The organism is Massilia luteola, assembly GCF_034420155.1.
GTDB lineage: Bacteria > Pseudomonadota > Gammaproteobacteria > Burkholderiales > Burkholderiaceae_D > Telluria > Telluria luteola.
Genome location: NZ_JAXOFN010000023.1, coordinates 62,432 through 87,327, shown reverse-complemented (window position 1 = coordinate 87,327; position 24,896 = coordinate 62,432). Strand labels below are relative to the sequence as shown.

Genomic DNA, 24,896 nt, shown 5'->3' with positions numbered 1-24,896 from the left:
ACTGCGGTCAACGCCATTTCATCCGGGCCCATCCATGTACGCAGCAGTCGACCTCGGCTCCAATTCCTTCCGCCTCCACATCGGCGAGCCGATCGCGGGCCAGATCCACATCGTGCGCACGGCGCGCGACCCGATCCGCCTCGCGGCCGGCCTCGGTCCGGACAACGAACTGGGCGACGCCGCCGTGGAGACGGCCCTGCGCACCTTGCGCGACTTCAGCGGCATCCTGCGCCAGTTCCGCCTCGACGCCGTGCGCGTCGTCGCGACCAACACGATGCGCGTGGCCAGCAATGCCGCGGCCGTGCTGCCGCGCATGGAAGAGGCGATCGGCCATCCCATCGAGATCATCTCCGGCGAGGAAGAAGGGCGCCTGATCTATATGGGGGTCGCGCGCGCGCTGGGCCGGCGCGCCGAGCGGCGGCTCGTGATCGACATCGGCGGCGGCTCCACCGAAGTCATCGCGGCGCACGGCGACGACATCCACATCGTCGAATCGTTCAGCATCGGCACGCATCCGCAGAGCGCGACGTATTTCCACGGCGGCCACATCAGCGCGGACGCCTTCGAGACGGCCGTCAACGCGGCCCGCGCCCAGTTCGAAGACGCGGCCGGCCAATACCGCGAGCACGGCTGGGAGGCCGTCTACGGTTCCTCGGGCACCATGCGCGCGATCCACGAAGTGATTTCGCGCAACCGGCTCGGCGACGGTACGATGTCGCTGGCGAGCCTGCTGGCATTGCGCGCCAGGCTGATCGAACTCGGCCATGTCGACGCCTTCGACCTGCCGGGCGTGAAACGCGAACGCGTGATCGTGATGACGGCCGGCCTGTCCATCCTGATCGGCGTGATGCAGGAACTGGGCGTGCCCGGCATGACGGCGATTAACGCCGGCCTGCGCCTCGGGGTGCTGTCCGACCTGGAACTGCGCGCCAACCGCCACGACCGCCGCGACCTGGCCATCCAGGACTGCATGCGCCGCTTCGGCGTCGACGTCCAGCGCGCCGCGCGCACGGCCGCCATCGCGAAGAAGCTGTTCGACAAGCTGTCGCCGCAGGACGAGGGCGTCGTCCACCACCTGCTGCGCAGCGCCATGCTGCACGAGGTGGGGCAAGCCGTCTCGCACACGGGGGCGCACAAGCATGCCGCGTACATCGTCGAGCACGCCGACCTGCCGGGCTTCACGGCCCGCGAGCAACGCCTGATGAGCCTGATCGTGCTGGGCCAGAAGGGCAATCTGCGCAAGGTGCGCGAGGTGCTGGGCGTGCCCGACCTGGCCAAGGCCGTGCTGGCGCTGCGCCTGGCGGCCGTGTTCATGCATGCGCGCGTGGACGACGACGTCGACGCCGTCCGCCTGCGCATGAAGGGCCGCATCGACATCGAGACGCCGCGCGGCTGGCTGCGCCAGCATCCGACCGTGGCCGCGTGGTTCGAAAAGGAAGCGTCCGCGTGGGATGACGTCGGGGTGCCGTTCAGCGTGACGACGTAGGGCTCTCTGACCGACTTGTTGTGCCAGCAGTCAGACCGTCGTCCCTGCGCAGGCAGGGACCCAAGGTCGTTGCGTCTCGCAGCATGCAAACTTGGCAGGACGACGTTCCCGGGGGGCGGACGAGATTTTGCCCCATACCCGCGGACGGCCAGGCGCACCTGGTCCGCGCCTGCTTCGCGCCAGTTTGCACGCTTTCTCTCCGACCATTGCAATCCGCCGACCGGCGACGATACTGGAAGTCCGATCAGCGGATTCCAGGGAGAGGATCATGAACGAGCAAGCAAACATCGGCCTGCTCAAACAGGCGTACGACGCTTACGACAAAGGCGACATCCAGCGCCTCATCGGCCTGCTTGCGCAGGACATCGAGTGGGAACTGCCCGAGGTGGAGGGCATCCCGTTCACGGGCAAACGCCGCGGCGTGGACCAGGTCGCCGACTTCTTCCGCGTCATGGCCGAATGCCAGGAACCGCGCGAATTCAGGCCAGACCAGTTCATCGGCCAGGGTGACCAGGTCATCGTGCTCGGGCACGGCACGTTCACCGTCAAGGCGACGGGTGCCGAGTTCAGCAGCGACTGGTGCCACGTCTTCCGTGTCGCCGGCGGCAAGATCGCCAGCTTCAAGGAATACGACGATACCTACAGGGCCGCGCAGGCCTACCGGCCGCAGGGCGCCGGCGCCGGCGCGACTGCAGGCAAGGGCGCAACGCGTCCGGCCGTCCATTAACCGCCATTCTTCCAGGCACGCGGCCGCGCCCCCGGGCGTGGCCGTTTCAATTTGTCATTCTGTTATCATGCGGCACTTCGACTGCGTTCGCCTGCCCATGACGACCGATCCGCTTACCCTGAACAACACCGCCCTCGCGGGCCGGCACGTGCGGCTGGAACCGTTCGACGAGTCGCTGCGCGAACCGGTCCGGGCCGCGCTCGATTGCGATCCCGACGCGTGGCGCCTGTTCGCGATCAACGGGCAGGGCGCGGACTTCGACGCCTTCTGGCGCGCCCTCAACGGCCAGGTCGCGCAGGGCGGCTGGATCGCCTATGCCATCCGCCATGCCGCGACCGGCGCCATCGTGGGCACGACGAGCTTCCTGAACATCAAGCCCACGCGCCAGACCGTCGAGATCGGCGGCACTTTCATCCATCCGGACGCGCGCGCCACCCTCGTCAACGCGGAAGCGAAATACCTGATGCTGGCCCACGCCTTCGCCGCCGGCATGCGCCGCGTCGAGCTGCTGACGGACGCCCGCAACGCGCGCAGCCAGGCCGCCATCGCCAAACTGGGCGCCGTGCGCGAAGGCGTGCTGCGGCGCGAGCGCGTGACGTGGACGGGGCATGTGCGCGACAGCGTGCTGTTCGCCGTGACCGACCTCGACTGGCCGGACGTGCGGGCGCGCCTGGAGCGGCGGCTGGGCGCGGCCGGGCCGGCCTGACTCAGCGCTGCGCGAAAAACGCCGACGGCGAACAGCCGAACGTCTTGCGGAACATGTGCGAAAAGGCCGACTGGCTCGTATAGCCCAGTTGTTCCGCCACGCGCGCGAGCGGCATGCCGCGGGCGATCAGCGGCGCCGCGTGCGCCAGGCGCGCCTGCTGGCGCCACTGGCTGAACGGCATCCCCAGCTCCTTTTCGAACAGCCGCGCCAGCGTGCGTTCGGACGCGCCGACCTGGCGCGCCCAGTCCGCCAGCGTGTGCGCGGCGCCCGGTTCGTCGAGCAGGCGCGCGCACAGGCTCTGCAGGCGCTTGTCGCGCGGCAGCGGCACGCGGATCGGCAGCGCGGGGGCGCGCGCCAGCTCGTCCAGCATCAGCTCCGACAGCAGGCTCGCGCGCGCCGACGGCGCCAGCGGCGGCAGCTGTTCCAGCGCGAGGATCAGCTCGCGCAGCAAGGTCGACACGTCCAGCACGCGGCAATCCTCGCCCGGGAACGGTGTGCGCGCGGCGTGGATGCGCACGGGCCGCAGCCGCACGGGTTCGAGCACCGTGACCTCGTGCACGACGCCGGGCGCCGTCCAGATGGCGCGCGACGGCGGCACGATCCAGCTGCTGCCGGCCGCCGTCAGGCGGATCACGCCCTCGCGCGCATACGTCAGCTGGCCGAACGGATGCGTATGCGGCGCCACGTTGTCGGCCGCTTCCAGGTCGCGCGCCGTCAGGGTGACGGGGCGCTCGGGTGTCGGGTCGAAGCAGTCCGGCAAGGGCTGCGTGTGGTGCACGACGGGGATGCGCATGGATGTCCGGTTCTCGACAAATTTTGTCCTGCTATCGTAATTCAGACGTGGTCGGTTTGCCTACACTGGTCTTTTCTTCCGGAGTGAATATGTCCCGAGACACCAACCTGCGCACCGACGCGCGCGTGATCGGCCTGGTCGGCCTGGCCCACGGCACCTCGCATTTTTATCACCTGATCCTGGCCGCGCTGTTTCCCTGGCTGAAGCCCGCGTTCGGCCTCAGCTATGCCGAGCTGGGCCTGCTGCTGACGGCGTTCTTCGTCGTGTCCGGCGTCGGCCAGGCGCTGGCCGGCTTCGTCGTCGACCGCGTCGGCGCGCGCCGCGTGCTGTTCTTCGGCATGACGATGCTGGGCGTGTCGGCGCTGGTGCTGTCGGCGGCCGGCAGCTATGCGGCGCTGATGGCGGGCGCGCTGCTGGCCGGCATCGGCAACAGCATCTTCCACCCGGCCGACTACACGCTGCTGAACCAGCGCGTCTCGCGCGCCCGCCTGGCGCACGGCTTTTCCGTGCACGGGATCAGCGGCAATATCGGCTGGGCGGCGGCGCCGCTGTTCATGACGACGGTCGCGACGCTGTCCAGCTGGCGCATGGCGCTCGCGTACGCCGCGATCCTGCCGTTCGCCGTGCTGGGCATCCTGTTCCTGAACCGCGCGCACCTGCGTCCGGAACCGAAACCGGCCGCGGCCTCCATCGACGCCGCCGGGGAAGCCGCCGGTACGCTGTCCTTCCTGCGCCTGCGCGCCGTGTGGATGTGCTTCGCGTTCTTCTTCCTGACGGCGGTGTCGCTGGGCGGGATCCAGGCGTTCGCGTCGATCGGCCTGATCCAGCTGTACGGCGTCTCGCGTGAGCTGGCGACGGGCGCGTACACCGCGTACATGCTGGCGTCCGCCGTCGGCATGCTGCTGGGCGGCTTCGTGGGCGTACGGGCGACCGGCGCGGGCCGCCAGGACCACGACCGCACGGTCGCCATCGCCTTCGCCGTGGCGGCCGCGCTGGCGCTGCTGCTGGGCGCGGCCGTCCTGCCGGGCTGGCTGGCGCTGCCGCTGATGGCGCTCATCGGCTTCTTCTCGGGCGTGGCCGGACCGTCGCGCGACCTGATGATCCGCGCGGCCGCGCCGCAGAACGCCACCGGGCGCGTGTACGGCGTCGTCTATTCGGGCCTCGACAGCGGCCTGTCCGTGGGGCCGGCCATGTTCGGGCTCGTGATGGATGCGGGGCATCCGGGCTGGCTGTTCGCCGGGATCGCGCTGTTCCAGGCGCTGGCGATCGTGACGGCGGTGGGCGTCGGCGGCGGGACGCGCGGCGCGCGCCTGCAGAACGCCTGAGCGGCGCCATTGAATTTACATTAGCGCTAATGTATTATGCGGACATGGACACCAGATCGAATCCCGGCCTCGGGGAACTGCTCCGCTACGTGGGCGAACTCGTGGAGCACGGGGCCGAGGAGCATTACCGCGCGATGCGCCTCGATTACCGCGCCCGCTACACGCCCGTGCTGCGCGCGCTGCACGCCGGCGCGTGCACCGTCACCGACATCACGGCGCGCACGCACCTGACGCAGGGTGCGATCAGCCAGACCGTGGCGCTGCTGGAGGGCGACGGCCTGGTCGCACGCCACGCCGTCGACGACGGGCGCAAGAGCGGCATCCGCCTGACCGCGGCCGGCCGGGCGCTGGTCGCGAAGCTCGAGCGCCACTGGACCGCGACGTTCGCGGCCATCGCCGGCCTCGAGGACGAAATCGGCCATCCGTTGCGGCGCGCGCTCGAAGCCGCGGCCGAAGCGCTGGAGCGCGAAGGATTCGCGGCCCGCGTCACGGCCGCGAAGACCAGACTGAAAAAGGAGCATGCGCATGCCGACTGACCGTTCACTGTCACGCAACTGGTTCGACGAGGGCGGCCGCGCGTACGCCCGGTTCCGTCCCGAGTATCCGCCCCGGCTCGCGGACTTCCTCGCATCGGCGGCGCCCGCGCGCGGACTCGCGGTCGACGTCGGCTGCGGCAACGGCCAGCTGACCCGGTTGCTGGCAGCGCATTTCGACAAGGTCGTCGGCCTCGACCCCAGCGCCGACCAGATCGCGAACGCCACGCCGGGCGACAGGATCGAGTATCGCTGCGCCCCCGCCGAGCGGCTGCCGCTGCCTGACGCGAGCGCGAGCCTGATCACGGCGGCCCAGGCGGCGCACTGGTTCGACCTGCCGGCGTTTTACCGCGAGGTGCGCCGGGTCGGCACGCCGGGCGCGGTCGTCGCGCTCATCAGCTACGGCGTGCTGACGCTCGAACCGCGCCTCGACGCGCGCTTCCAGACGTTCTACCGTGACGAGATCGGGCCGTACTGGCCGCCGGAGCGCAAGCTGGTCGACACGGGTTACGCGACCATCGATTTTCCGTTCGCGGAGCGCGCGGCGCCGGCGCTCGACATCCGCCTCGACTGGCACCTGAACGAATTCATCGGCTATCTGCTGACGTGGTCCGCGGTGCGCAGCGCGCGCGAGGCCGGCAGGGAAGGGCTGCTGATCGACTTCGCCAACGACATCGCGGATGCGTGGGGCGACCCGAACATCAGGCGGACCGTTCGCTGGCCCATCAATATGCGCATCGGGACGCTGTGACGGGACGCCAGCGTCGATCTGCCTGATATGAGGCGAGAAGCACAATTTCCGAGATCATTGGCGCGGTGTCCCGGGCCAGGCGCTGCCCTTGGCGGGGCCCCGATGTCGTGCAGGCCGCCGCTCGAACTTGGGTTCCCGCCTGCGCGGGAACGACGTAAACAGTGATGCCGCCGGCCTGTCGTCAGTCGGATCGACCCGGGCTTCAGCGCAGCTTGCCCACGATATCCGGGCCGACCGCCAGCCGCACGAACGGCGCCGGATCGTCGTCGCCCTTGCTGGCGATCCAGAACACGCTCGCCTTGCGGATCTTCCAGTCCTGCGCCGTCCCGGAAAAGATCAGCGACGCCACCTGGCCGAGCACAGGTTGGTGCCCGACGACGACGACCGTGTGGCGGTTGGCCGGCCAGCCCGCCGCTTCCAGGAGGCGTTCCGCCGTCGAATCCGTATTCAGCGCTTCCACTGTGGTGAATTTGCGGCCCAGCGCCTGCGCCGTCTGCACGCAGCGTGCGGCCGGGCTGGAGAGGATGCGGCAGTGCGAGGGAAGCTGGCGGTCGAGCCACGCACCCATGCGCGAGGCGTGGCGCGCGCCCTTGGCCGTCAGTTCGCGCAACTGGTCGCCCTCGCGGTCGGCCGCGTGCGGCTCAGCCTCGGCGTGGCGCCACAGGATCAGTTCCATGGTCGTTCTCCTTGTCGTGCGCGTTGACGGTGCCCTGCGCGCCCAGCGTATCCATCAGGAACTGCTGGGCGCCGAAGGCCGGCTGGCTGCCGCGCGCCTTGCGGCGCCGCGAGCGGCCGTCGCTGCCCAGTTCCCAGGCATTCACGTTGTCCTTCAAATAGACCTGCAGGCCCTCGCGCAGCACGCGCTTTTTCAGCGCGGGCGAGCGGATGGGGAAGGCGACTTCGACGCGGCGGAACAGGTTGCGGTTCATCCAGTCGGCGCTGCCGAGGTAGACGTCGTTCCTGAGATTGTTGCGGAAGTAGTAGATGCGCGTGTGCTCGAGGAAGCGGCCGACGATGGACCGCACGCGGATGTTGTCCGACAGTCCCGGCACGCCGGGCCGCAGCGAGCACGCGCCGCGTACGATCAGGTCGATGCGCACGCCGTCGCCGGACGCTTCGTACAGCGCGCGGATCACGGATTCGTCGGTCAGTGAATTCATCTTGGCGATGATGCGCGCCGGCTTGCCGTCGCGCGCGATCGCGGCTTCCTGGCGGATCGCCTTGACGATTTCCTTCTGCAGCGTGAACGGCGCCAGCCACATCGCCGCCAGCTGCGTCGGCCGCGTCAGGCTCGTGAGGTGGATGAACACTTCGTTGACGTCGGCGGTGATCTCGTCGTCCGCCGTGAGCAGGCCGAAGTCGGTGTAGAAGCGCGCCGTCGTCGGGTTGTAGTTGCCGGTGCCGAGGTGGGCGTAGCGGCGCAGGCCGTCCGGCTCGCGGCGCAGCACGAGCGCCATCTTCGCGTGCGTCTTGAGGCCCACGACGCCGTACACGACCTGGGCGCCGGCTTCCTCCAGCCGTTCGGCCCAGTTGATGTTCGCCTCTTCGTCGAAGCGCGCCATCAGCTCGACGATGACGGTGACTTCCTTGCCGCGCAGGGCCGCGTTGATCAGGGAATCCATCAGTTCGGAGTTCGAGCCCGCGCGGTAGATCGTCTGCTTGATCGCGACGACGTTCGGATCGGTGGCGGCGCAGCGCACGAAGTCGATCACCGGCTGGAATGACTGGTACGGATGGTGCAGCAGCACGTCCTGCTTGCGCAGCACGGCGAACGTGTCGTGCGCGTTCACGAGCTTGGCCGGGAAGCCCGGCACGTAGGGCGCGAATTTCAGGTCCGGCCGCGCATTGCTGTTGACGATCTCCAGCAGGCGCCCCATGTTGACGGGGCCGTCGACGGTGAACAGGCGCGAGCGGTCGATCGAGAACTGGTCGAGCAGGAAGTCGGCGAGATGCTTGGGGCAGCCGCGCGCCACTTCGAGGCGCACCGCGAAGCCGTAGTTGCGGCTATGGAGTTCGCTTTGCAGCGCCTGGCGCAGGTTCTTGACTTCTTCCTCGTCCACCCAGAGGTCGCTGTTGCGGGTGACGCGGAACTGCGAGTACGACACGATCTCGCGCCCCGTGAACAGGTCCGCCATGTGCGCCTGGATCACGGACGTCAGCAGGCAGTAGGACGCGCCCGGCTTGTCCGACAGGTCGTCCGGCAGGCGGATGAGCCGCGGCAGCACGCGCGGCGCCTTCATGATCGCGATGCCCGAGCCGCGCCCGAACGCATCCTTCCCGGCCAGCTCGATGATGAAGTTCAGGCTCTTGTTGATCACGCGCGGGAACGGGTGCGCCGGATCGAGGCCGACCGGCGTGAGCAGCGGCCGCACCTCCTTGTCGAAGTACTGCTTGACCCAGGCCTTCTGCGCCGCGTTGCGGTCCGAGCGGCGCAGCAGGTGGATGCCGTTGGCGGACAGCTGCGGCAGGATCTGGGCGTTGAGCAGCGCATACTGGCGCCCGATGATCTGGCGGCATTCCTCGCTGGCGCCTGCCAGGTCGGCCTGGCCGGGATCGGGCCCGCCATGCGCCTGGTGCTGCGCCAGCAGGCTCGCGACGCGCACCTCGAAGAATTCGTCGAGGTTGCTCGAGACGATGGTGAGGAAGCGCAGGCGTTCGAGCAGGGGCACCGAAGCATCCTCGGCCTGTTCGAGCACGCGGCGGTTGAACTCGAGCAGGGACAGTTCCCGGTTGAGGAACAGGTGCGGGCTATCGGCCGGAAGCGCGGCAAGGGCCTCGTCCGTCTTCAACTTCATATCCATTTTTCGGAAAGATTTCACTCGTGACAACGGAGTGTAGAAGCCGATTATGACGAGATTGTGACAGAGAGCGGGTTTTCGGGGCGCGCAATGTTACCGAAATGAATTTTGGATAACGTCCTGTCATGCACCGGGGCGAGCGCGCCCCGCGGGAGACGCATCGCCCGCACAGCTGTCCGGAATAATCACACGACCGGCTCCCTGACCCGCCTCAGATCATCCCTCGGCGGCCTGCCGAACATGCGGCTGTACTCGCGCGTAAACTGCGACGGGCTTTCGTAGCCGACCTGGTACGCCACCGCCGCCACGTCGCGGCTGCTCGCCGCCAGCCGCGCACGCGCCTCGTGCAGGCGGATCTGCTTCTGGTATTGCAGGGGGCTCAGCGACGTGAATTCCTTGAAGTGGCGGAACAGCGTCGACGCGCTCATGCCGCTCACGGCTTCCAGCTGCTGGGTCGACACCGGTTCCGCGTAGTGCTGCTGCAGCCAGCGGATTGCGCGGCCGATGCGCGACGCGCGGCTGTCGGCCAGGCCGACTTCGCGCAGCATCGGGCCGTGCGGGCCGGAGAGCAGGCGCCACAGGATTTCCTTTTCCAGCAGCGGACGCAGGATGCGCACGTCGTCCGGGTGGTCGAGCAGGGTGACGAGGCGGCCGACGGCGTCCAGCAGCTGGATTGACGCCGCGTGCACGGCCATCGGCACGGCGTCCGGCGCCGCATCGGCTTCCGCCTCGACGATCAGGCCCGCGATCTCGGCCGGCCGCAACGTGAGCGCGACGCCCAGGTACGGTTCGTCCTCGCTGGCGTCGATCACCTGGCCCGTCGACGGCATCGACAGCGACACGATCACGCAGTCGCCCGGGCCGTATTCGTAGGTGCGGCCGGCTATCGTCGAGCGCTTGCGGCCCTGCAGGATCAGGGCGAACATCGGCTCCTCGATGCCGCTCATCGGGGCGGTCGGCGCCGTGACGGCGCGCACCCGCAGCCCGGGCACGGCGCAGTCCGGGCCGGTGCCGGCGTGGCGCATGGCGAGGTGGCGGAGGTCGTGGAGAGTCATCATGGTGTCGGTCGCTGGTAATGGGGCGTGCGTCTTCGCGCAATGACGATCGTAACATGATCGTCGCCGCCAAAGACACATATGTATGGGCTACGGCTGGCCCGCCGGGACGCCGCGCCCCAGGCGGCGCCACCACGATTGCCGCGCCGGACGTTCGTACGCCTGGCCGGCCGGCACCGCGAGCGCGACGAGCGTGCCGCCGTCCGGCGCGGCGCCGATGTCGAGCCGCGCGCCGATGGCCGCCGCGCGCTCGCGCATGCCCGCGAGGCCCCAGTGGCCGGGACGCGCGGCCTCGCCGATGCCGCGGCCGTCGTCGCGCACCATGAGCTCGAACGCCTGTGCGCCGAACGTCACCGCCAGCGTCACCTGCGCCGCGCGCGCATGGCGGAAGGCGTTCTGCAGCGCTTCGCGCGCGATGAAGCAGGCCTCCTGCGCGACGTCGCGGCACAGGGGGCGGCGCTGGCCGTCCACCCGCACGGCAAAGGTGACGCCGAACTGCTCGCCGAGGATGTGGCCCAGCGGGACGAGCGCGCCGACCAGGTCCTGCGCGGGCGCCGCCGCGCCGCGCAGCGCCGTCAGTTCGTCGCGGCCTTCGCGCAAGGCGCTCCTCGCCTGGTCCAGCGTGCGGTCAATCAGCGGCAGGTCGGGGCTCTCCTGCGGCAGGCGGCCGCGCGCGTGCTCGAACAGCATCAGCAGCGCCTGCACCGATTGCATCAGCGTGTCGTGCAGGGTGCGCGCGATCCGTTCGCGCTCGCCCGCGCGCTCCTGCAGCAGGCGGCGCAGCTGCAGGGTCGCGCGGCGCAGGCGCAGGCGGTACAGCAGCCAGGCCGCCAGCACGAGGGCCGCGCCGCACAGCGCCTTGAACGGCGCGCCCTGCACGAAGGTCGGCGCGATCGCGATGTCGAGCGCGGCCCCCGCCGGATTCCACACGCCGTCCTCGTTGGCGGCGCTCACCAGAAAGCGATAGTGGCCGGGCGCGAGGCGCGTGTAATACGCCGTGCGGCGCGTGCCGGCGTCGCGCCACTCGTCGTCCACGCCGTCCAGCCGGTAGCGGAAGCGGACCCGCTCCGGCATCGTGAAGCTGGGCGCCGTGTAGGCGATCTGCAGGTCCTGCGTGCCGGCCGCGAGGTCGACGGGCTTGCCCACGCCCACGCTGCGGCCGTTCGCGGCGACGCTCATGATGTGCACGGGCGGTGCCAGCCGGTTGCGCGGCAGCCGGGCCGGATCGCTCCAGGCGGCGCCGTCGCTGCCGTGCAGCCACAGGCGGCCGTCGGGCGTGGCCAGCAGGCTGGATTGGCCGGGGCGCAGCTGGACGACGCCGGGATAGCCGTCGAGGGCGTCGAACAGGTCGTAGCCGGCGATGGTGCCGTCCGGCGCGGCGAGGAAGGCGCGCCAGCGCGCGGACGGGATGCGCACGAGGCCCAGGTTCGCGTTCAGCCACAGGTCGCCGCTCGCATCCAGCAGCATGCCGGTGACGCCGGCGGCCGCTTGCGGGTCGGCCAGGCGCACGGGCCGGAAGCGGCCGCCGGCCAGCATGAACAGCCCTTTGTCGCCGCCGGCCAGCACCACGCCGCCGGCGTCGACCACGTTGCCGACGACGCCGGCGTCGAGGCCCTGCGCGAGGCCGTAGCGGCTGACCTTCCCGTCGCGCAGGGCCAGTACCGCGCTGTCGCGGTAGCCGAACCACGCCGTGCCGTCCGCCCCGCGCGCCATGCAGACGGGCGGCGTGTCGGGCAGGCCGTATTCGTGCGCGGGATGCCAGCGGCCGCCGGTCCAGCGGTACAGCCGGCTGTAGGCGAAGCCGGTCCACAGGCCGGTGCCGTCGTCCAGCATCGTGCGCACGCCGGGGTTCATGGCGGTCTGCGGGACGTCGTCCGGAAACGGGATGCGGGTGCGGACGCCGCCCTTGCGCCGCTCGATGTAGCCGGTGTGGCCGAGCAGCAGGGCGCCGTCGGCCGCGGTCGCGAGCGCATTGACGTCGGTCTCGGGCTGTGCCACCGGGCCGTCCGGGCCCTGGGTCCACAGGCCCATCCCGCGCGGGTGCTGGGCGCGCGTCCACAGGCGGCCCGTCTCGTCCAGCGCGAACGAGACGCCGTAGCTGCCGACCGGGAGCCCCATCGAGACGACGCGGTTCCGGCGGAACCGGTCGACGCCGCGCTGGGTGCCGACCCAGATATTGCCTTCGCGGTCTTCGAACACCGAGATCGGTTTGCCGGTCGTGGCGCCGGGCGGCGGCCGGTCGGCCGGATCGGTGGCGTGGTGCCAGGCGTCGAGGTGGGCGAGGGCCTGCGGCGCCAGGCGGCATACCTGGTCGCAGTCGGCGGACCACAGGTTGCCGTCGCGGTCGAAGACGGCATCCATCGAATACGACGTCGTCCACCAGTCGCGCGGACGCGGCGGTGTGGCCAGCCGCGCCGGCAGGCGCTCGATATGGTCCATGTACCACAGCCACAGGTGGCCGCCTGGTGCCGCCATGACGTCGAAGCGCTGGCCCTCGAGGTCCGCGGGCACGAAGCGGTCGGCGCCGGGATCGCGATAATACAGCGCGGTTTCCGTGTGCACCCACAGGCGCCCGGCCGGATCGCGCCGCAGGCCTTCCGGCATGCCGGGCAGGCCCTGGTCCGCGCCTATCCTGTGCCAGCGCGCACCGTCCAGCACGAACAGGCCCTTGGTCGTCGAGGCCCAGGTGCGTCCGCGCTCGTCCGCGACGATGGAACCCACGCCCTCCGGATCGATGCCGTCCGCCGCGGTGTAATGGCGCAGGCGGCCGTCGCGGTACACGGAAATGCCGGCGAAGCGGTAGCCGATCCACAGCGCGCCGTCGGGGAACGCGCGCACCGTCGCCACCGCGTTCGACAGCAGCGGCGTGCCGCCCAGCGCGTGGATGCGCTCGAAGCGCACGCCGTCGAAGCGGTACAGCCCGGACGGCGTGGCGAACCACATGAAGCCGCCCGTGTCCTGCGTCATCTCCCACACGTCGCCCGGCATGCCGTCCTTGCTCGTCCAGGCGTCATGGTGCAGCTGGGCGATGGACAGCGCCGGATCGAGGGCCTGCGCGCTGCCACAGGCGAGGGCGCCGGCGAGGGCGAGCGCACGGGGGAACACAAAGCGGAACGGGAAGCGGAACATTGGCCGGATTGTAAAGCAGGACGCCCCGCGCTGCAGGCGGCACCCGCGCGCCTATACGAACGGATACTGGCGACGCGGGGGCGACGGGACTACCATGGCTTGCCGGTGCACCACCGTCCACCCACCATTCCCCGCAGAGGATCATCCCATGAGCAATCCAAAACTCGAAGTGCTGACGCCGCAGAACAGCCAGGTCATCTTCATCGATCACCAGCCGCAGATGGCCTTCGGCGTGCAGTCGATCGACCGCCAGGTCCTGAAGAACAACACCGTGGGGCTGGCCAAGGCCGCCGCCGCGTTCAACATCCCGGCGACCATCACCACCGTGGAAACGCAAGGCTTCTCGGGCTACACCTACCCGGAACTGCTGGACGTCTTCCCGAACCAGCCCATCCTCGAGCGCACGTCGATGAACTCGTGGGACGACCAGAAGGTGCGCGACGCGCTGGCCGCCAACGGCCGCAAGAAGGTCGTCGTCGCCGGCCTGTGGACGGAAGTCTGCAACACCACGTTCGCCCTGTGCGCGATGCTGGAAGGCGGCTACGAGATCTACATGGTCGCCGACGCGTCGGGCGGCACGTCGAAGGAAGCCCACGACTACGCCATGCAGCGCATGATCCAGGCCGGCGTCGTGCCGGTGACGTGGCAGCAGGTGCTGCTCGAGTGGCAGCGCGACTGGGCGCACAAGGACACCTACGACGCCGTCGTCGGCATCGCCAAGGAGCACTCGGGCGCGTACGGCATGGGCATCGACTACGCCTACACGATGGTGCACAAGGCGCCGCAGCGCGGCACCACCAGTCACGAGACGCTCGCGCCGGTACCGGCACGCTGATCACGCGCGCCGGGGCGATCCCCCGTGCGCGCATCCGCGGCCCCGCGCGATCCGCGCGGGGCCGCTCCCTTCCATCGACAGGGGAAAGCATGAAGTTCTACCTGGTGTCCCTGGCGGCCGGCCTGCTGGTCGGCTGCATCTACGCATTGCTGCAGGTACGCTCGCCGGCGCCGCCGGCCATCGCCCTGATCGGCCTGTTCGGCATGCTCGTCGGCGAGCAGGCCGTGCCCATCGCCAAGCGCCTGCTCTCCGGCGAACCCGTGACCGTGTCCTGGTTCCGCGCCGAGTGCGTGACACGGATCAGCGGCATCCAGCCGCCGCCGGCACTGCAGGCACAGGCGGACGGCACGGCCGGGAACGACCGTGCCGCCTGAAGCCGGACAGACCGTGCTCGTGGTCGACGACGACGCCACCGTCCGCGCCGGCATGGTCGCGCTGCTGCATGCGGCGGGCTACGCGGCGCGCGGCTATCCCGGCGCGGCCGCCGTGCTGGACGGCTTCGACCCCGTGCACGTCCGTTGCGCCGTCCTGGACATCCACATCGGCGAGCCGGACGGCTTCGCGGTGCGCGATTGCCTGCGTGCGCTGGCGCCGCGCCTGCCCGTCATCTTCATCACCGGCGACATCGACCCCGCGCTCGCGGCACGTGCCGACGCCGCGGGCGCGCTGGCGCTGCTGCACAAGCCCGTCGACGCCGACTGCCTGCTGGCGCTGATCGACGCGATTCCAGCGCCGCCGGACGCCATCCCATGACGCCCGCGCTTCGGCACGCAGCGGCGATTTCCGCTATGCTGGCGCCTGCGTACGAGATGGAGGCGGGCATGAGCGAGCGGATGGTGATGGTGGTGGACGACGACGCGAGCGTGCGCCTGGGCCTCGCCCACCTGCTCGAGGCGGAAGGCTATGCCGTGCGCGCGTTCGCCGACGCGGCCGACTTTCTCGCGCAGCCCGCGCCCTCGGCGCCGTCCTGCCTGATCCTCGACATGCAGATGCCGCGGCTGGACGGCATGAGCGTGCTGCAGCACATGGCCGAACGCCACCTGGCGCTGCCGGTGATCTTCCTGACCGGCCATGGCACCATTCCGCTCTCCGTCGCCGCCATGAAGGCCGGCGCCGACGAATTCCTCACCAAGCCCGTCGACCCGGACGCGCTGCTGGCCGCCGTCGGACAAGCGCTGGACAGCGACGCGGGCCGCATCGCGCAGCGGCGCGAGGCCGACGAGCTGGCGCGGCGCCATGCCCGGCTCACGCCGCGCGAGCGCGAAGTGTTCGGGCTCGCCATCGGCGGCCTGCTGAACAAGCAGATCGCCGACGCGATGGGCATCAGCGAGATCATGGCCAAGGTCCACAAGCGCAACCTGATGCAGAAGATGGAGACGCGCACCCTGGCCGAACTGGTGCGCATGGCCGAGAAGCTCGGCATCGAGAGTTCGCGCAGCCGCTGAGACCCCGTACAATGCGCTTCCACGTGTTACGTTCGGAGGATTGCATGGGAAAGAAGGACGTGCCGGGCATCGGCGAATACGGCGGCCCGGCCGGCGGCTGGGGCGCGCTGCAGGCCGTGGCGAAGGCGATCCGCGGCGAGATGACCGCGAAGGACACGACGATCCTGCTGCAGGTAAACCAGCCCGAGGGTTTCGATTGCCCCGGCTGCGCGTGGCCCGATCCGCGCCAGGGTTCGTCGTTCGAATTCTGCGAGAACGGCGCCAAGGCCGTGTCGTGGGAAGCGACGCACAAGCGCGTCACGCCCGCGTTCTTCGCGCAGCACACGGTGACCGAATTGTTCGGCCGGGAAGACTTCGCCCTCGAATGGGAAGGGCGCCTCACGCACCCGATGAAGTACGATGCGGCGTCGGACCGCTACCTGCCCATCGCGTGGGACCAGGCGTTCGCCGAGATCGGCGCGCACCTGCGCGGCCTTCCCGATCCGGACATGGCCGAGTTCTATGCGTCCGGGCGCACGTCCAACGAGGCGGCGTTCCTGTACCAGCTGTTCGTGCGCGAGTTCGGCACGAACAACTTCCCCGACTGTTCGAACATGTGCCACGAGGCGACCAGCGTCGGCCTGCCGGAATCGATCGGCGTCGGCAAGGGCACCGTCACGCTGGAGGATTTCGACCACTGCGACGCCATCTTCTCGTTCGGCCACAACCCCGGCACGAACCATCCGCGCATGCTGGCGACCTTGCGCGAGGCGCGCCTGCGCGACGTGCCCATCGTCGTGTTCAATCCCCTCAAGGAACGCAGCCTGGAGCGCTTCAAGTCGCCCCAGAGTCCCGTCGAGATGACGGTCGGGAAGGCGGTCTCCATCGCGACCTCGTACTACCAGGTCAAGGTCGGCGGCGACGCGGCCGTGGTGCAGGGCATGATGAAGGCGCTGCTCGCGCGCGATGCAGTGGACCGCGACTTCATCCGCGACCACACGGCCGGCTTCGACGCCCTCGCGGCCGGCCTGGCCGTGCTGTCCTGGGACGAGATCGAGGACGTGGCGGGCCTGTCGCGCGCCGACATCGAGGCCGCGGCGGACGTGTATGCCCAGGCCGAGCGGGTCATCCTGTGCTACGGCATGGGCATCACGCAGCACCGCCACGGGACGTCGAACGTGCAGCAACTCGCGAATCTGCTGCTGTTGCGTGGGAATATCGGCCGCGAAGGCGCGGGCATCTGTCCGCTGCGCGGCCACTCGAACGTGCAGGGCGACCGCACGGTCGGCATCACGGAAATCCCGAGCGAAAAATTCCTCGCCAGCCTGCAGCGGGTGTTCGGCTTCGCGCCGCCGCGCGCCAAGGGCCATGCCGCCGTGGAGGCGCTGGAAGCGATGCGCGACGGGCGCTCGCGTGCGCTGGTCTGCCTGGGCGGCAACCTGCCCGTGGCGATGCCCGATCCGCAGGCCTGCTTCGAGGCGATGCGGAAGCTGGACCTGTCCGTGCACATCGCCACCAAGCTGAATCGCTCGCACCTCCTCGTCGGCAAGCACACCTACCTGCTGCCCTGCCTGGGCCGCACGGAGCTGGACGTGCAGGCCGGTGGGCCGCAATCCGTCACGGTCGAGGATTCGATGTCGATGGTGCACGCGTCGCGCGGCAGCCTGCCGCCCGCGTCGCCCGCGCTGAGATCGGAACCGGCCATCGTCGCCGGCATCGCCCGCGCCACGCTGCCGGAGTCGAAGGTCGACTGGGCGGGATTCGTGGCCGACTACGGGCGCATCCGCGATGCGATCGAGGCCGTGTTCCCGGATTTTAAAGACTACAACGAGCGGGTCGCGCAGCCGCGCGGCTTCCGCCTCGACGTGCCCGCGAGCCGGCGCGAGTGGCGCACGACGTCGGGCCGCGCGAACTTCATCGTCGCCGCGCGCGACCAGCGGCCGCTCGCGCGCCCGGACGCGCAAGGCGTCCTGGTGCTGGCCACGGTGCGTAGCCACGACCAGTACAACACGACGATCTACGGCAAGAACGACCGCTATCGGGGCGTGACGGGACGGCGCGACGTCGTCTTCGTCAACGCGGCCGACCTGGCCGAGCGGGGGCTGGAACACGGCGACATCGTGGACATCGAAGCCGTCGCGGCGCACGACGGGAGCACGGAAGCGCGCGTGCTGTGCGGCTTCGTGGCCGTGGCGCACGACATCGCGCGGGGCGCCGCCGCCGCGTATTATCCGGAGGCGAACGGCCTGATCGCGCTCGCCAACCGCGATGCGCGCAGCGGCACGCCGTCGTACAAGTCGGTGCCGGTCGTGATCCGGCGCGCGGCCGGATCACGGGAGCGCGTCAGCCCTTGATGAAGGCGAGGATGTCGGCGTTGATGACGTCGGCGTGCGTCGTCGGCATCCCGTGCGGGAAGCCTTTATAGGTCTTCAGCGTGCCGTGCGGGAGCAGCTTCGCGGACAGCACGCCGGCGTCGGCGTACGGCACGATCTGGTCGTCGTCGCCGTGCTGCACCAGGACGGGCAGGGTGATCTTCTTGAGGTCGTCCGTGAAGTCGGTCTGCGAGAACGCGACGACGCCGTCGTAATGGGCCTTGGCGCCGCCCATCATGCCCTGGCGCCACCAGTTCTGGATGATGCCTTCCTGCGGCTTGACGCCGGGCCGGTTGAAGCCGTAGAACGGACCGGCCGGCAGGTCGCGGTAGAACTGCGCGCGGTTCGTGGCGACCTGCTGCTGGATGCCGTCGAACACGTCCTTCGGCAGGCCGCCCGGGTTCGTGGCCGACTTCACCATCTGCGGCGGCACGGCCGCGATCAGCACGGCCTTCGCCGCGCGCGACTGGCCGTGGCGGGCCAGGTAGCGCACGACTTCGCCGCCGCCGGTCGAGTGGCCGACGTGGATCGCGCCCTTGAGGTCGAGGTGCCGGACGACGGCGGCCAGGTCGTCGGCGTAGTGGTCCATGTCGTGCCCGAAGCCCACCTGGGTGGAGCGGCCGTGGCCGCGGCGGTCGTGCGCGATGACGCGAAAGCCGCGCTGCACGAAGTACATCATCTGCGCATCCCAGTCGTCCGAGCTCAGGGGCCAGCCGTGCGAGAACACGATCGGCGTGCCGCTGCCCCAGTCCTTGTAGAAGATGTCGACGCCGTCGCTGGTGCGGACCGTGTCCGTCGTCATGCGCGCGACGCCGCCTTTCGGCGCCGCGGCGGCCCGCGCCGACCCGGCGGCCATCACGGCGAGCGGCAGCGCGGCCGCGCTGCCCAGCAGGTTGCGGCGCTTTCCGTTCATATCGTTCATATCGTTCATATCGTTTTCCCTGTTGTCTGGTTGTTGTGGTGAACCGATGTTCAGGCGCTACGATGCCTGATGCGCGTATAAAACACACGTGCCGGAAGGTAGGGCGGGCGGCCCTCCGCCCACGCGTTACGCGGCGGCGGCGGCCGGCTCGAGCGCCGGCCAGTCCAGCAGCACCAGAAACGCCAGCAGCGCCAGCGCCGGCAGCAGGCACCAGAAGCCGAACGCCATGTACGCGGCGCCGCCCGCGACGCAGCCCAGCGCGAACGCGACCACGGGCCAGAAGAACTTCACGAAGCGTGCCCTGACGGCCGGCGTGGCGCGGCCGCTGGCCAGGTCCGTCATGTCGATCAGCAGTTCCGTCACGTTGCCCGTCATGACCGTCGTCGGCGCGATGCGGCCGAACTGCAGCTTGCCGGCCGCGTTCTGCACGCCCATCGCCGCGGCGCCCAGCATGCCGCAGGCCAGGACCAGCGGCGCCTGCGGATTGGACAGCGGCGCCGCCGCGACGCCCGCGGCCATGAACAGCGTCAGCAGCGCCAGCTGCATGCCCAGCAGCGGACGCGCCGGGTTGTGGCCGAGGCGGGCGCAGCGCACGTCCATCTGGCGCGCGACGACGACGCCCGCGGCGAACGCGGGGATCGCGAGGAATTTCAGCATCAGCACGCCGGCGTGCGACGGCCGCGCGAGCTCGCTGCCGATGAGGACGAAGTTGCCCGTCACGTGCGCCGTGAACAGCCCGAACAGGGCGACGAACGCGGACGTGTCGATGTAGCCGGCCAGGAGGCCGAGCCCCACGCCGAGCGTCAGGTCGGTCGGTTTGATGGACATGACCGTCTCCTCAGAACGCGAAGCAGCTGCAGCCGAACGCGCCCCAGAACGCCGTGAAGTCCGACACCGGCACATCGGACTTGCGCGCGCGGTCGTGCGCATGCGCGTGCACGGAACACGCGCCGCGGCACTGGTGGGCCATGGCCGGCGCGGCCGGCTGCTGGACGGGGCGGTAGTGCCCCGGCACCTTCGCGACGGGCGACCATTCGGGCAGCACGGGCAGCGCCGGCGGCGCCAGCTTGTCGAACGGGCCCTGGCCGAACACGATCCGGCCGCCGACGACGGTCAGCACGGATTCGATCGCCTTGATCGCTTCCTCGTCCACGCGGAAGAAGTCGGCCGACAGCACGGCGAGGTCGGCCAGCATGCCTTCCTGGATGCGGCCCTTATGCCCTTGCTCGCTGGAGAACCAGGCGCTGCCCGCCGTCCACAGTTCCAGCGCCGTGTGGCGGTCGAGGCGCGCGCCCGCGTCGTACAGGCGCAGGCCGCCGACGGTGCGGCCCGAGACGAGCCAGTACAGCGCCGTCCACGGGTTGTAGCTGGCCACGCGGGTCGCGTCCGTGCCGGCGCCGACGGGCACGCCGGCGTCCAGCATGCGCTTGATCGGCGGCGTGGTCTCGGCCGCCTTGGCGCCGTAGCGCTCGACGAAGTACTCGCCCTGGAACGCCATGCGGTGCTGGATGGCGATGCCGCCACCGAGCGCCTTCACGCGCTCGATGTTGCGCGGGGTGATCGTCTCGGCGTGGTCGAACATCCAGCGCAGGCCGGCGAACGGGTTCTCGCGGTCGACCTTCTCGAATACGTCGAGCATGCGCGAGATCGATTCGTCATAGGTCGCGTGCAGGCGGAACGGCCAACGGTTGGCGACGAGGTGGCGCACGACCTGTTCCAGCTCCGCCTCCATCCCGGCCGGCAGGTCGGGGCGCGGCTCCAGGAAGTCCTCGAAGTCGGCGGCGGAAAAGACCAGCATCTCGCCGGCGCCGTTGTGGCGATACCAGTCGCTGCCCTGGCCCGGCGCGACCATCGCCGTCCACTTCTTGAAATCGTCGAGTTCGCGGCCCTTGTTCTGGGTGAACAGGTTGTAGGCGATGCGGATCGTCAGCTGGTCTTGCGCGGCCAGCTGTTCGACGACCTGGTAGTCCTCGGGATAATTCTGGAAACCGCCGCCCGCGTCGATCGCGCTCGTGAGGCCGAGGCGGTTCAGTTCGCGCATGAAGTGGCGGGTCGAATTGATCTGCTGGTCCAGCGGCAGCGTCGGGCCCTTGGCCAGCGTCGCGTACAGGATCATCGCGTTGGGGCGCGCGATCAGCATGCCGGTCGGGTTGCCGGCGGCGTCGCGCACGATCTCGCCGCCGGGCGGGTTCGGCGTCGTCTTGTCGTAGCCGACGGCGCGCAGGGCGGCGCGGTTGAGCAGGGCGCGGTCGTACAGGTGCAGCACGAACACGGGCGTGTCCGGCGCGGCCGCGTTGAGTTCCTCGATGGTCGGCATGCGTTTTTCGGCGAACTGGAATTCGTTCCAGCCTCCGACCACGCGCACCCACTGCGGGTTCGGGGTGCGGTCGGCCTGCGCCTTCAGCATGCGCAGCGCGTCGGCCAGCGACGGCACGCCTTCCCAGCGCAGCTCGAGGTTGTAATTCAGGCCGCCGCGGATCAGGTGCAGGTGCGAATCGTTCAGGCCCGGGATGACGGTATGGCCGTCGAGGTCGACGACGCGGGTGGCGGCGCCGGCATGGCGCATCACGTCGGCGGCCGCGCCCACGGCGAGGAAGCGGCCGGCGCCGATGGCGACCGCGTCGGCCTGCGGATTGGACCGGTCCAGCGTGTGGAAGCGGCCGTTGGTGAGGATCAGGTCGGCGATGACGGGTGTGTTCATGGGTTTCTCCGGAAGTGTGGACATGGTACTGCGGCGGCCCGCTGGCCGCCCGCACGCGGGATTTCAGGCATGGTCGTGGCTTGCGGATGGCGGCGCCGTCGCGGCCACGCTGCGCACGGGCAGCACGACGCGGAACAGGGCGCCGTGCGGCTCGGCGGGTACGCATTCGATGCGGCCGCCGTGGGCGCGGACGATGGCGCGGCTGATCGACAGGCCGACGCCGGTGCCGTGCGGCTTGGTCGAGTACAGCGCGTCGAAGATGCGCTCGCGGTCGGCGGGCGCGATGCCGGGACCGTTGTCGCGTACGCGCAGCTCGACGAGGCCAGGGCCGGCGGACGCCGATTCCAGCACGATGCGGCGCGGCCGGTCGCTGACCGTCGCCAGCGCCTCGATCGCGTTCAGCAGCAGGTTGATGAGCACCTGCTGGACCTGGGCGCGGCTGGCGTGGACCTGGCGCTCCGCCAGTTGCAGGCGGGTTTCCAGCTGCACGTTCTGCCGGACCATCAGCGCGCGCAGCAGTTGCGCGATGTCGCCGACGGCGCCGTCGAGCGCGAACGTGCTGGCTGCCTCGCCTTCGCGCCGGGCCAGGCCGCGCACGCTGCGCACGATGTCGCCGGCCTGGCGTCCGCAGGCACTGATCTGTTCCAGCGCGTCCAGCGCGCGCGCCGTGTCGGGCTGGCCGCGGCGCAGCCAGCGCCGCGCGGCGGCCGCGTGCAGCAGGATCGCGGCCAGCGGCTGGTTGACCTCGTGCGCGATGGCGATGCCGAGTTCGCCGACCGTGCCGGCACGGGCGGCGCGCGTCTGTTGGTCGGGGTCCAGCGTGGCCGGGACGGCGTCCCAGGCCTGTACCAGCTCGCGTACGCGGCCGTGCGCGCCCCAGTCGCGCCAGGTGTCCAGCGCCAGCCGGCGGTAACCCGGCAGCGCGCCCGCGAGACCGAGCCGGCCGCACAGATTGGCGGCGCCTTCCCAGGCCAGCGCGGCGATCCACGCCTGGCCGTTCGACTGCGCCAGCGCGGCCGCGCCTTCGTAGGCGCACAGGGCGCGGGCGCCGCCGGCATCCTGTTCGGCGGCGCGCGCCAGCAGCGCCATGGCGCCCGCCAGGTCCGGCGCCCGCCGCGCCCAGGCCTGCAGCGCGCGGCGATGGTCGCGCAGTTGCGCGCTCGAGCCGGGCATGCCGCGCAGGCGCGCCAGGGTCAGCACGCCGAACAGGTGATACGGCAGCAGTTCGCACGGCGGCGTGAGCGGCGTGACGAGCTGGCGCGCCGCCGCCAGCGCCGCGCGCGCGGCGCCCGTCCGGCCGCGCAGCCACGCGGCCTGCAGGCAGCCGAGCCAGCAGCCGAACTGCATGGCGTCCGGCGCGACCGTCGGCAAGTCCGGTTCGTGGCTGCTGCCCGCGAGGGCGCGGAACAGCGCGACGCGGCCGTCCAGCTGGCACGCGGCGGCGGACGCGCCGCCTGGCGGGATGGCCTGGCGCACGGCTTGCGCGTAGTGCAGGAGTTCGGTCAACGGCGCGCCGCACAGCAGGCGCACGCCGGTCCACAGGACGGCGTTGCGGGCCAGCGTGGCGGGACGGCCGGCGTCGATGCGGCAGGCTTCGGCCTGCAGCAGGGCGGCGTCGCGCAGCGGGGCGCGGCGCGCCAGGACGAGGGTGGCGTGGGCGCGCAGCACGGCGCCGCCGACGGCGCCGAGATCCGGCCGACGGGCGCGCGCCGCGCAGGCTCCGGCCAGCAGCAGGGCGCGCCGGCCGCCGCGGAAACGGTCGAGCGCGACGGCGGCCAGCAGCATGGCGGCCAGCAGGGTGGCGTCGCGCGGGCCATCCAGCAGTGCGCGGCCGATCTCCGCTTCGATCAGCGCGCCGGGCAGGCGGCCGGCATCGAAGGCATCCTGCAGCGCGTCGGTCAGCGCGGGATCGGCGCCGAGCAGCGGGGTGGCCGCCAGCGTCGTCACGCCGGCGCCGCACAGCAGCTGCCAGGCGCGCCGGCACGCGGCAATGGAAGGCTCCGGTGCCGCCGTGCCGCCGGCGGGCGGGGCGTGCGGGGCGGGAACGGGTCGGGTCGGTGGTAACGGTCGGGTCATCTGCGCGCTCGGGATTGCCGCCGGCGGGAGTTGGGCCGGCGCGGAACCAGTATCGCGGCATGGTCCGACAATTCCCTCATACGAAAGGATGAACGTCGTGCGTATTGACGGCGCCGGCCGGCGCCCGCGCGCGCGCGCGACCGGGCGGGCGCGCAGGCGCATGGCGGGCGCGTGTGCGAGTGCGGCGGCGGGGGCGGGGCGGATGTTCACGGCGTGGGTCTCGGTCGGGATTGCGGACGATTGTCGATGCCGGGCCCCGTCCAGCTATACGTTGGGATACGACAGCGCCGCGTGCCGGCGCGTGGGGCGCCCCGTGCGTCGACGTGGCGGGGGCCGGCCGGCGCGCGCCATGCCGCAAGGGGCGCCCGCGCAGGCGGCGGCGCTGCCGGCATGACCGGCCGCGCCGCGCGATCAGGCGCGCAGGAAGGCCAGCAGGTCGGCGTTCAGTCGGTCCTTGTGCGTGGCCGGCAGGCCGTGCGGCGCGCCTTCGTAGACGAGCAGGCGGCCTTGCGGCAGCAGCTCGGCGGCGCGGCGCGCGGTGGTGTCGATCGGTACGATCTGGTCGTCGTCGCCGTGGATCACGAGCGTCGGAATGGTCATCTTCCTGAGGTCCGCCGTGAAGTCGGTTTCCGAGAACTGCTTGATGCACTCGTAGGCGGCGCGGATGCTGCACTGCATGCCCTGCAGCCAGAACGTATCGCGCATGCCCTGCGAATCCTTGGCGCCCTCGCGGTTGAAGCCGTAGAACGGGCCGCTCAGGTCCTTGAAGAACTGCGCGCGGTCGGCCTGCACGCCCTGGCGGATGCCGTCGAAGACCGCCATCGGCACACCGTTCGGGTTCGCGTCCGACTGCGCCATCTGCGGCGTCACGGCGCCCACCAGCACGGCGCGCTTGACGCGGTCGGCGCCGTGGCGGCCGATGTAGCGCGCGACTTCGCCGCCGCCGGTCGAGTGGCCGACGAGGGTGACGTTGTGCAGGTCCAGCGCCTCGATCAGCTGGGCCAGGTCGTCCGCGTAGTCGTCCATGTGATTGCCGTGCCAGGGCTTGCTCGACAGGCCGTGGCCGCGGCGGTCGTGGGCGATGACGCGGTAGCCGTGGTCGGCCAGGAACATCATCTGGTCTTCCCACGCGTCGCCCTGCAGCGGCCAGCCGTGGCTGAACACGACGGCGGGACCATGGCCCCAGTCGGTGAAGCGGATGATGGTGCCGTCGCGGGTGGTGACGGTGTTGCTCGTGCGGGTGATGGTCATGGCGAATCCCTT

21 protein-coding genes are annotated in these 24,896 nt (G+C 70.6%); 11 read left to right on the top strand and 10 right to left on the bottom strand.

Going from position 1 to position 24,896, the window contains the following annotated elements; genetic code table 11:
* The first annotated feature begins 34 nt into the window (after nucleotides 1-34).
* The 3 genes from U9J41_RS21310 (at nucleotide 35) to U9J41_RS21300 (ending at nucleotide 2,919) form a co-directional block, all read left to right on the top strand.
* The gene (locus U9J41_RS21310; RefSeq protein ID WP_322404167.1) at nucleotides 35-1,486 is read left to right on the top strand and encodes a Ppx/GppA phosphatase family protein; all 1,452 of its coding nucleotides are present in this window, start codon (nucleotides 35-37) and stop codon (nucleotides 1,484-1,486) included.
* Nucleotides 1,487-1,754: 268 nt separating this feature from the next.
* Nucleotides 1,755-2,213, top strand: a complete 459-nt coding sequence (locus U9J41_RS21305; protein ID WP_322404166.1) for a nuclear transport factor 2 family protein — start codon at nucleotides 1,755-1,757, stop codon at nucleotides 2,211-2,213.
* A 97-nt stretch (nucleotides 2,214-2,310) separates the two neighbouring features.
* Nucleotides 2,311-2,919, top strand: coding sequence for a GNAT family N-acetyltransferase (locus tag U9J41_RS21300; protein ID WP_322404165.1), 609 nt, complete (start codon nucleotides 2,311-2,313; stop codon nucleotides 2,917-2,919).
* A gap of 1 nt (nucleotide 2,920) precedes the next feature.
* On the opposite strand, the gene U9J41_RS21295 is transcribed toward U9J41_RS21300, so the two are convergent.
* Nucleotides 2,921-3,712, bottom strand: coding sequence for a helix-turn-helix transcriptional regulator (locus tag U9J41_RS21295; RefSeq protein WP_322404164.1), 792 nt, complete (start codon nucleotides 3,710-3,712; stop codon nucleotides 2,921-2,923).
* Between the two features lie 89 nt (nucleotides 3,713-3,801).
* Here U9J41_RS21295 and U9J41_RS21290 point away from each other — a divergent pair, with 89 nt between their 5' ends.
* The 3 genes from U9J41_RS21290 to U9J41_RS21280 are packed head-to-tail and all read left to right on the top strand — an operon-like array spanning nucleotide 3,802 to nucleotide 6,321.
* The gene (locus U9J41_RS21290; protein ID WP_322404163.1) at nucleotides 3,802-5,037 is read left to right on the top strand and encodes an MFS transporter; all 1,236 of its coding nucleotides are present in this window, start codon (nucleotides 3,802-3,804) and stop codon (nucleotides 5,035-5,037) included.
* 44 nt (nucleotides 5,038-5,081) lie between these two features.
* The gene (locus U9J41_RS21285) at nucleotides 5,082-5,573 is read left to right on the top strand and encodes a MarR family winged helix-turn-helix transcriptional regulator (protein WP_322404162.1); all 492 of its coding nucleotides are present in this window, start codon (nucleotides 5,082-5,084) and stop codon (nucleotides 5,571-5,573) included.
* Complete coding sequence (locus U9J41_RS21280) at nucleotides 5,563-6,321, top strand: class I SAM-dependent methyltransferase (RefSeq protein ID WP_322404161.1); 759 nt, start codon at nucleotides 5,563-5,565, stop codon at nucleotides 6,319-6,321. Before U9J41_RS21285 ends, U9J41_RS21280 begins: the two co-directional genes overlap by 11 nt.
* 202 nt (nucleotides 6,322-6,523) lie before the next feature.
* On the opposite strand, the gene U9J41_RS21275 is transcribed toward U9J41_RS21280, so the two are convergent.
* The 4 genes from U9J41_RS21275 to U9J41_RS21260 form a co-directional block, all read right to left on the bottom strand.
* Nucleotides 6,524-6,997: a SixA phosphatase family protein gene (locus tag U9J41_RS21275; RefSeq protein ID WP_322404160.1), complete on the bottom strand. Its 474-nt coding sequence runs from the start codon at nucleotides 6,995-6,997 to the stop codon at nucleotides 6,524-6,526.
* Nucleotides 6,963-9,122, bottom strand: a complete 2,160-nt coding sequence (gene ppk1 / locus U9J41_RS21270; RefSeq protein WP_322404159.1) for a polyphosphate kinase 1 — start codon at nucleotides 9,120-9,122, stop codon at nucleotides 6,963-6,965. Before ppk1 ends, U9J41_RS21275 begins: the two co-directional genes overlap by 35 nt.
* Nucleotides 9,123-9,304: 182 nt before the next feature.
* Nucleotides 9,305-10,177: an AraC family transcriptional regulator gene (locus tag U9J41_RS21265; protein ID WP_322404158.1), complete on the bottom strand. Its 873-nt coding sequence runs from the start codon at nucleotides 10,175-10,177 to the stop codon at nucleotides 9,305-9,307.
* Between the two features lie 87 nt (nucleotides 10,178-10,264).
* Nucleotides 10,265-13,303 carry a sensor histidine kinase gene (locus U9J41_RS21260; protein ID WP_322404157.1) on the bottom strand — a complete coding sequence of 1,013 codons (3,039 nt, stop codon included), beginning with the start codon at nucleotides 13,301-13,303 and terminating at the stop codon, nucleotides 10,265-10,267.
* 148 nt (nucleotides 13,304-13,451) lie between these two features.
* Between U9J41_RS21260 and U9J41_RS21255 the strand changes: the two genes are divergently transcribed.
* The 5 genes from U9J41_RS21255 to U9J41_RS21235 all read left to right on the top strand — a co-directional run bounded on the left by U9J41_RS21255 (nucleotide 13,452) and on the right by U9J41_RS21235 (nucleotide 17,916).
* Nucleotides 13,452-14,138 (top strand): hydrolase, encoded by a 687-nt coding sequence (locus U9J41_RS21255; protein WP_322404156.1) that lies wholly within the window; start codon nucleotides 13,452-13,454, stop codon nucleotides 14,136-14,138.
* An 89-nt stretch (nucleotides 14,139-14,227) separates the two neighbouring features.
* Entirely contained in the window at nucleotides 14,228-14,512 is a 285-nt protein-coding gene (locus U9J41_RS21250) for a XapX domain-containing protein (RefSeq protein WP_322404155.1), read from the top strand.
* A complete protein-coding gene (locus tag U9J41_RS21245) occupies nucleotides 14,502-14,891 on the top strand; it encodes a response regulator (RefSeq protein ID WP_322404154.1) in 390 nt (129 codons plus the stop codon). Before U9J41_RS21250 ends, U9J41_RS21245 begins: the two co-directional genes overlap by 11 nt.
* A 68-nt stretch (nucleotides 14,892-14,959) precedes the next feature.
* Nucleotides 14,960-15,583, top strand: a complete 624-nt coding sequence (locus U9J41_RS21240; protein WP_322404153.1) for a response regulator transcription factor — start codon at nucleotides 14,960-14,962, stop codon at nucleotides 15,581-15,583.
* Nucleotides 15,584-15,627: 44 nt separating this feature from the next.
* Nucleotides 15,628-17,916, top strand: a complete 2,289-nt coding sequence (locus U9J41_RS21235) for an FdhF/YdeP family oxidoreductase (RefSeq protein WP_322404152.1) — start codon at nucleotides 15,628-15,630, stop codon at nucleotides 17,914-17,916.
* Here U9J41_RS21235 and U9J41_RS21230 read toward each other — a convergent pair.
* The 5 genes from U9J41_RS21230 to U9J41_RS21210 form a co-directional block, all read right to left on the bottom strand.
* The gene (locus U9J41_RS21230) at nucleotides 17,906-18,736 is read right to left on the bottom strand and encodes an alpha/beta fold hydrolase (protein ID WP_322404183.1); all 831 of its coding nucleotides are present in this window, start codon (nucleotides 18,734-18,736) and stop codon (nucleotides 17,906-17,908) included. The genes U9J41_RS21235 and U9J41_RS21230 overlap by 11 nt on opposite strands.
* A 246-nt stretch (nucleotides 18,737-18,982) precedes the next feature.
* Nucleotides 18,983-19,684, bottom strand: a complete 702-nt coding sequence (locus tag U9J41_RS21225) for a YoaK family protein (protein WP_322404151.1) — start codon at nucleotides 19,682-19,684, stop codon at nucleotides 18,983-18,985.
* Nucleotides 19,685-19,694: 10 nt separating this feature from the next.
* Nucleotides 19,695-21,557 (bottom strand): amidohydrolase, encoded by a 1,863-nt coding sequence (locus U9J41_RS21220; protein WP_322404150.1) that lies wholly within the window; start codon nucleotides 21,555-21,557, stop codon nucleotides 19,695-19,697.
* Nucleotides 21,558-21,620: 63 nt separating this feature from the next.
* The gene (locus U9J41_RS21215) at nucleotides 21,621-23,633 is read right to left on the bottom strand and encodes a sensor histidine kinase (protein WP_322404149.1); all 2,013 of its coding nucleotides are present in this window, start codon (nucleotides 23,631-23,633) and stop codon (nucleotides 21,621-21,623) included.
* 411 nt (nucleotides 23,634-24,044) lie between these two features.
* Entirely contained in the window at nucleotides 24,045-24,884 is an 840-nt protein-coding gene (locus U9J41_RS21210) for an alpha/beta fold hydrolase (protein ID WP_322404148.1), read from the bottom strand.
* Nucleotides 24,885-24,896: the final 12 nt, after the last annotated feature.

Excerpts from the sequence above, each read along its gene's own strand:
- U9J41_RS21310 (WP_322404167.1), top strand. The coding sequence starts at position 35 with ATGTACGCAGCAGTCGACCTCGGCTCCAATTCCTTCCGCCTCCACATC.
- U9J41_RS21305 (WP_322404166.1), top strand. The coding sequence starts at position 1,755 with ATGAACGAGCAAGCAAACATCGGCCTGCTCAAACAGGCGTACGACGCT.
- U9J41_RS21300 (WP_322404165.1), top strand. The coding sequence starts at position 2,311 with ATGACGACCGATCCGCTTACCCTGAACAACACCGCCCTCGCGGGCCGG.
- U9J41_RS21295 (WP_322404164.1), bottom strand. The coding sequence starts at position 3,712 with ATGCGCATCCCCGTCGTGCACCACACGCAGCCCTTGCCGGACTGCTTC.
- U9J41_RS21290 (WP_322404163.1), top strand. The coding sequence starts at position 3,802 with ATGTCCCGAGACACCAACCTGCGCACCGACGCGCGCGTGATCGGCCTG.
- U9J41_RS21285 (WP_322404162.1), top strand. The coding sequence starts at position 5,082 with ATGGACACCAGATCGAATCCCGGCCTCGGGGAACTGCTCCGCTACGTG.
- U9J41_RS21280 (WP_322404161.1), top strand. The coding sequence starts at position 5,563 with ATGCCGACTGACCGTTCACTGTCACGCAACTGGTTCGACGAGGGCGGC.
- U9J41_RS21275 (WP_322404160.1), bottom strand. The coding sequence starts at position 6,997 with ATGGAACTGATCCTGTGGCGCCACGCCGAGGCTGAGCCGCACGCGGCC.
- ppk1 (WP_322404159.1), bottom strand. The coding sequence starts at position 9,122 with ATGGATATGAAGTTGAAGACGGACGAGGCCCTTGCCGCGCTTCCGGCC.
- U9J41_RS21265 (WP_322404158.1), bottom strand. The coding sequence starts at position 10,177 with ATGATGACTCTCCACGACCTCCGCCACCTCGCCATGCGCCACGCCGGC.
- U9J41_RS21260 (WP_322404157.1), bottom strand. The coding sequence starts at position 13,303 with ATGTTCCGCTTCCCGTTCCGCTTTGTGTTCCCCCGTGCGCTCGCCCTC.
- U9J41_RS21255 (WP_322404156.1), top strand. The coding sequence starts at position 13,452 with ATGAGCAATCCAAAACTCGAAGTGCTGACGCCGCAGAACAGCCAGGTC.
- U9J41_RS21250 (WP_322404155.1), top strand. The coding sequence starts at position 14,228 with ATGAAGTTCTACCTGGTGTCCCTGGCGGCCGGCCTGCTGGTCGGCTGC.
- U9J41_RS21240 (WP_322404153.1), top strand. The coding sequence starts at position 14,960 with ATGAGCGAGCGGATGGTGATGGTGGTGGACGACGACGCGAGCGTGCGC.
- U9J41_RS21235 (WP_322404152.1), top strand. The coding sequence starts at position 15,628 with ATGGGAAAGAAGGACGTGCCGGGCATCGGCGAATACGGCGGCCCGGCC.
- U9J41_RS21230 (WP_322404183.1), bottom strand. The coding sequence starts at position 18,736 with ATGACGACGGACACGGTCCGCACCAGCGACGGCGTCGACATCTTCTAC.
- U9J41_RS21225 (WP_322404151.1), bottom strand. The coding sequence starts at position 19,684 with ATGTCCATCAAACCGACCGACCTGACGCTCGGCGTGGGGCTCGGCCTC.
- U9J41_RS21220 (WP_322404150.1), bottom strand. The coding sequence starts at position 21,557 with ATGAACACACCCGTCATCGCCGACCTGATCCTCACCAACGGCCGCTTC.
- U9J41_RS21215 (WP_322404149.1), bottom strand. The coding sequence starts at position 23,633 with ATGACCCGACCGTTACCACCGACCCGACCCGTTCCCGCCCCGCACGCC.
- U9J41_RS21210 (WP_322404148.1), bottom strand. The coding sequence starts at position 24,884 with ATGACCATCACCCGCACGAGCAACACCGTCACCACCCGCGACGGCACC.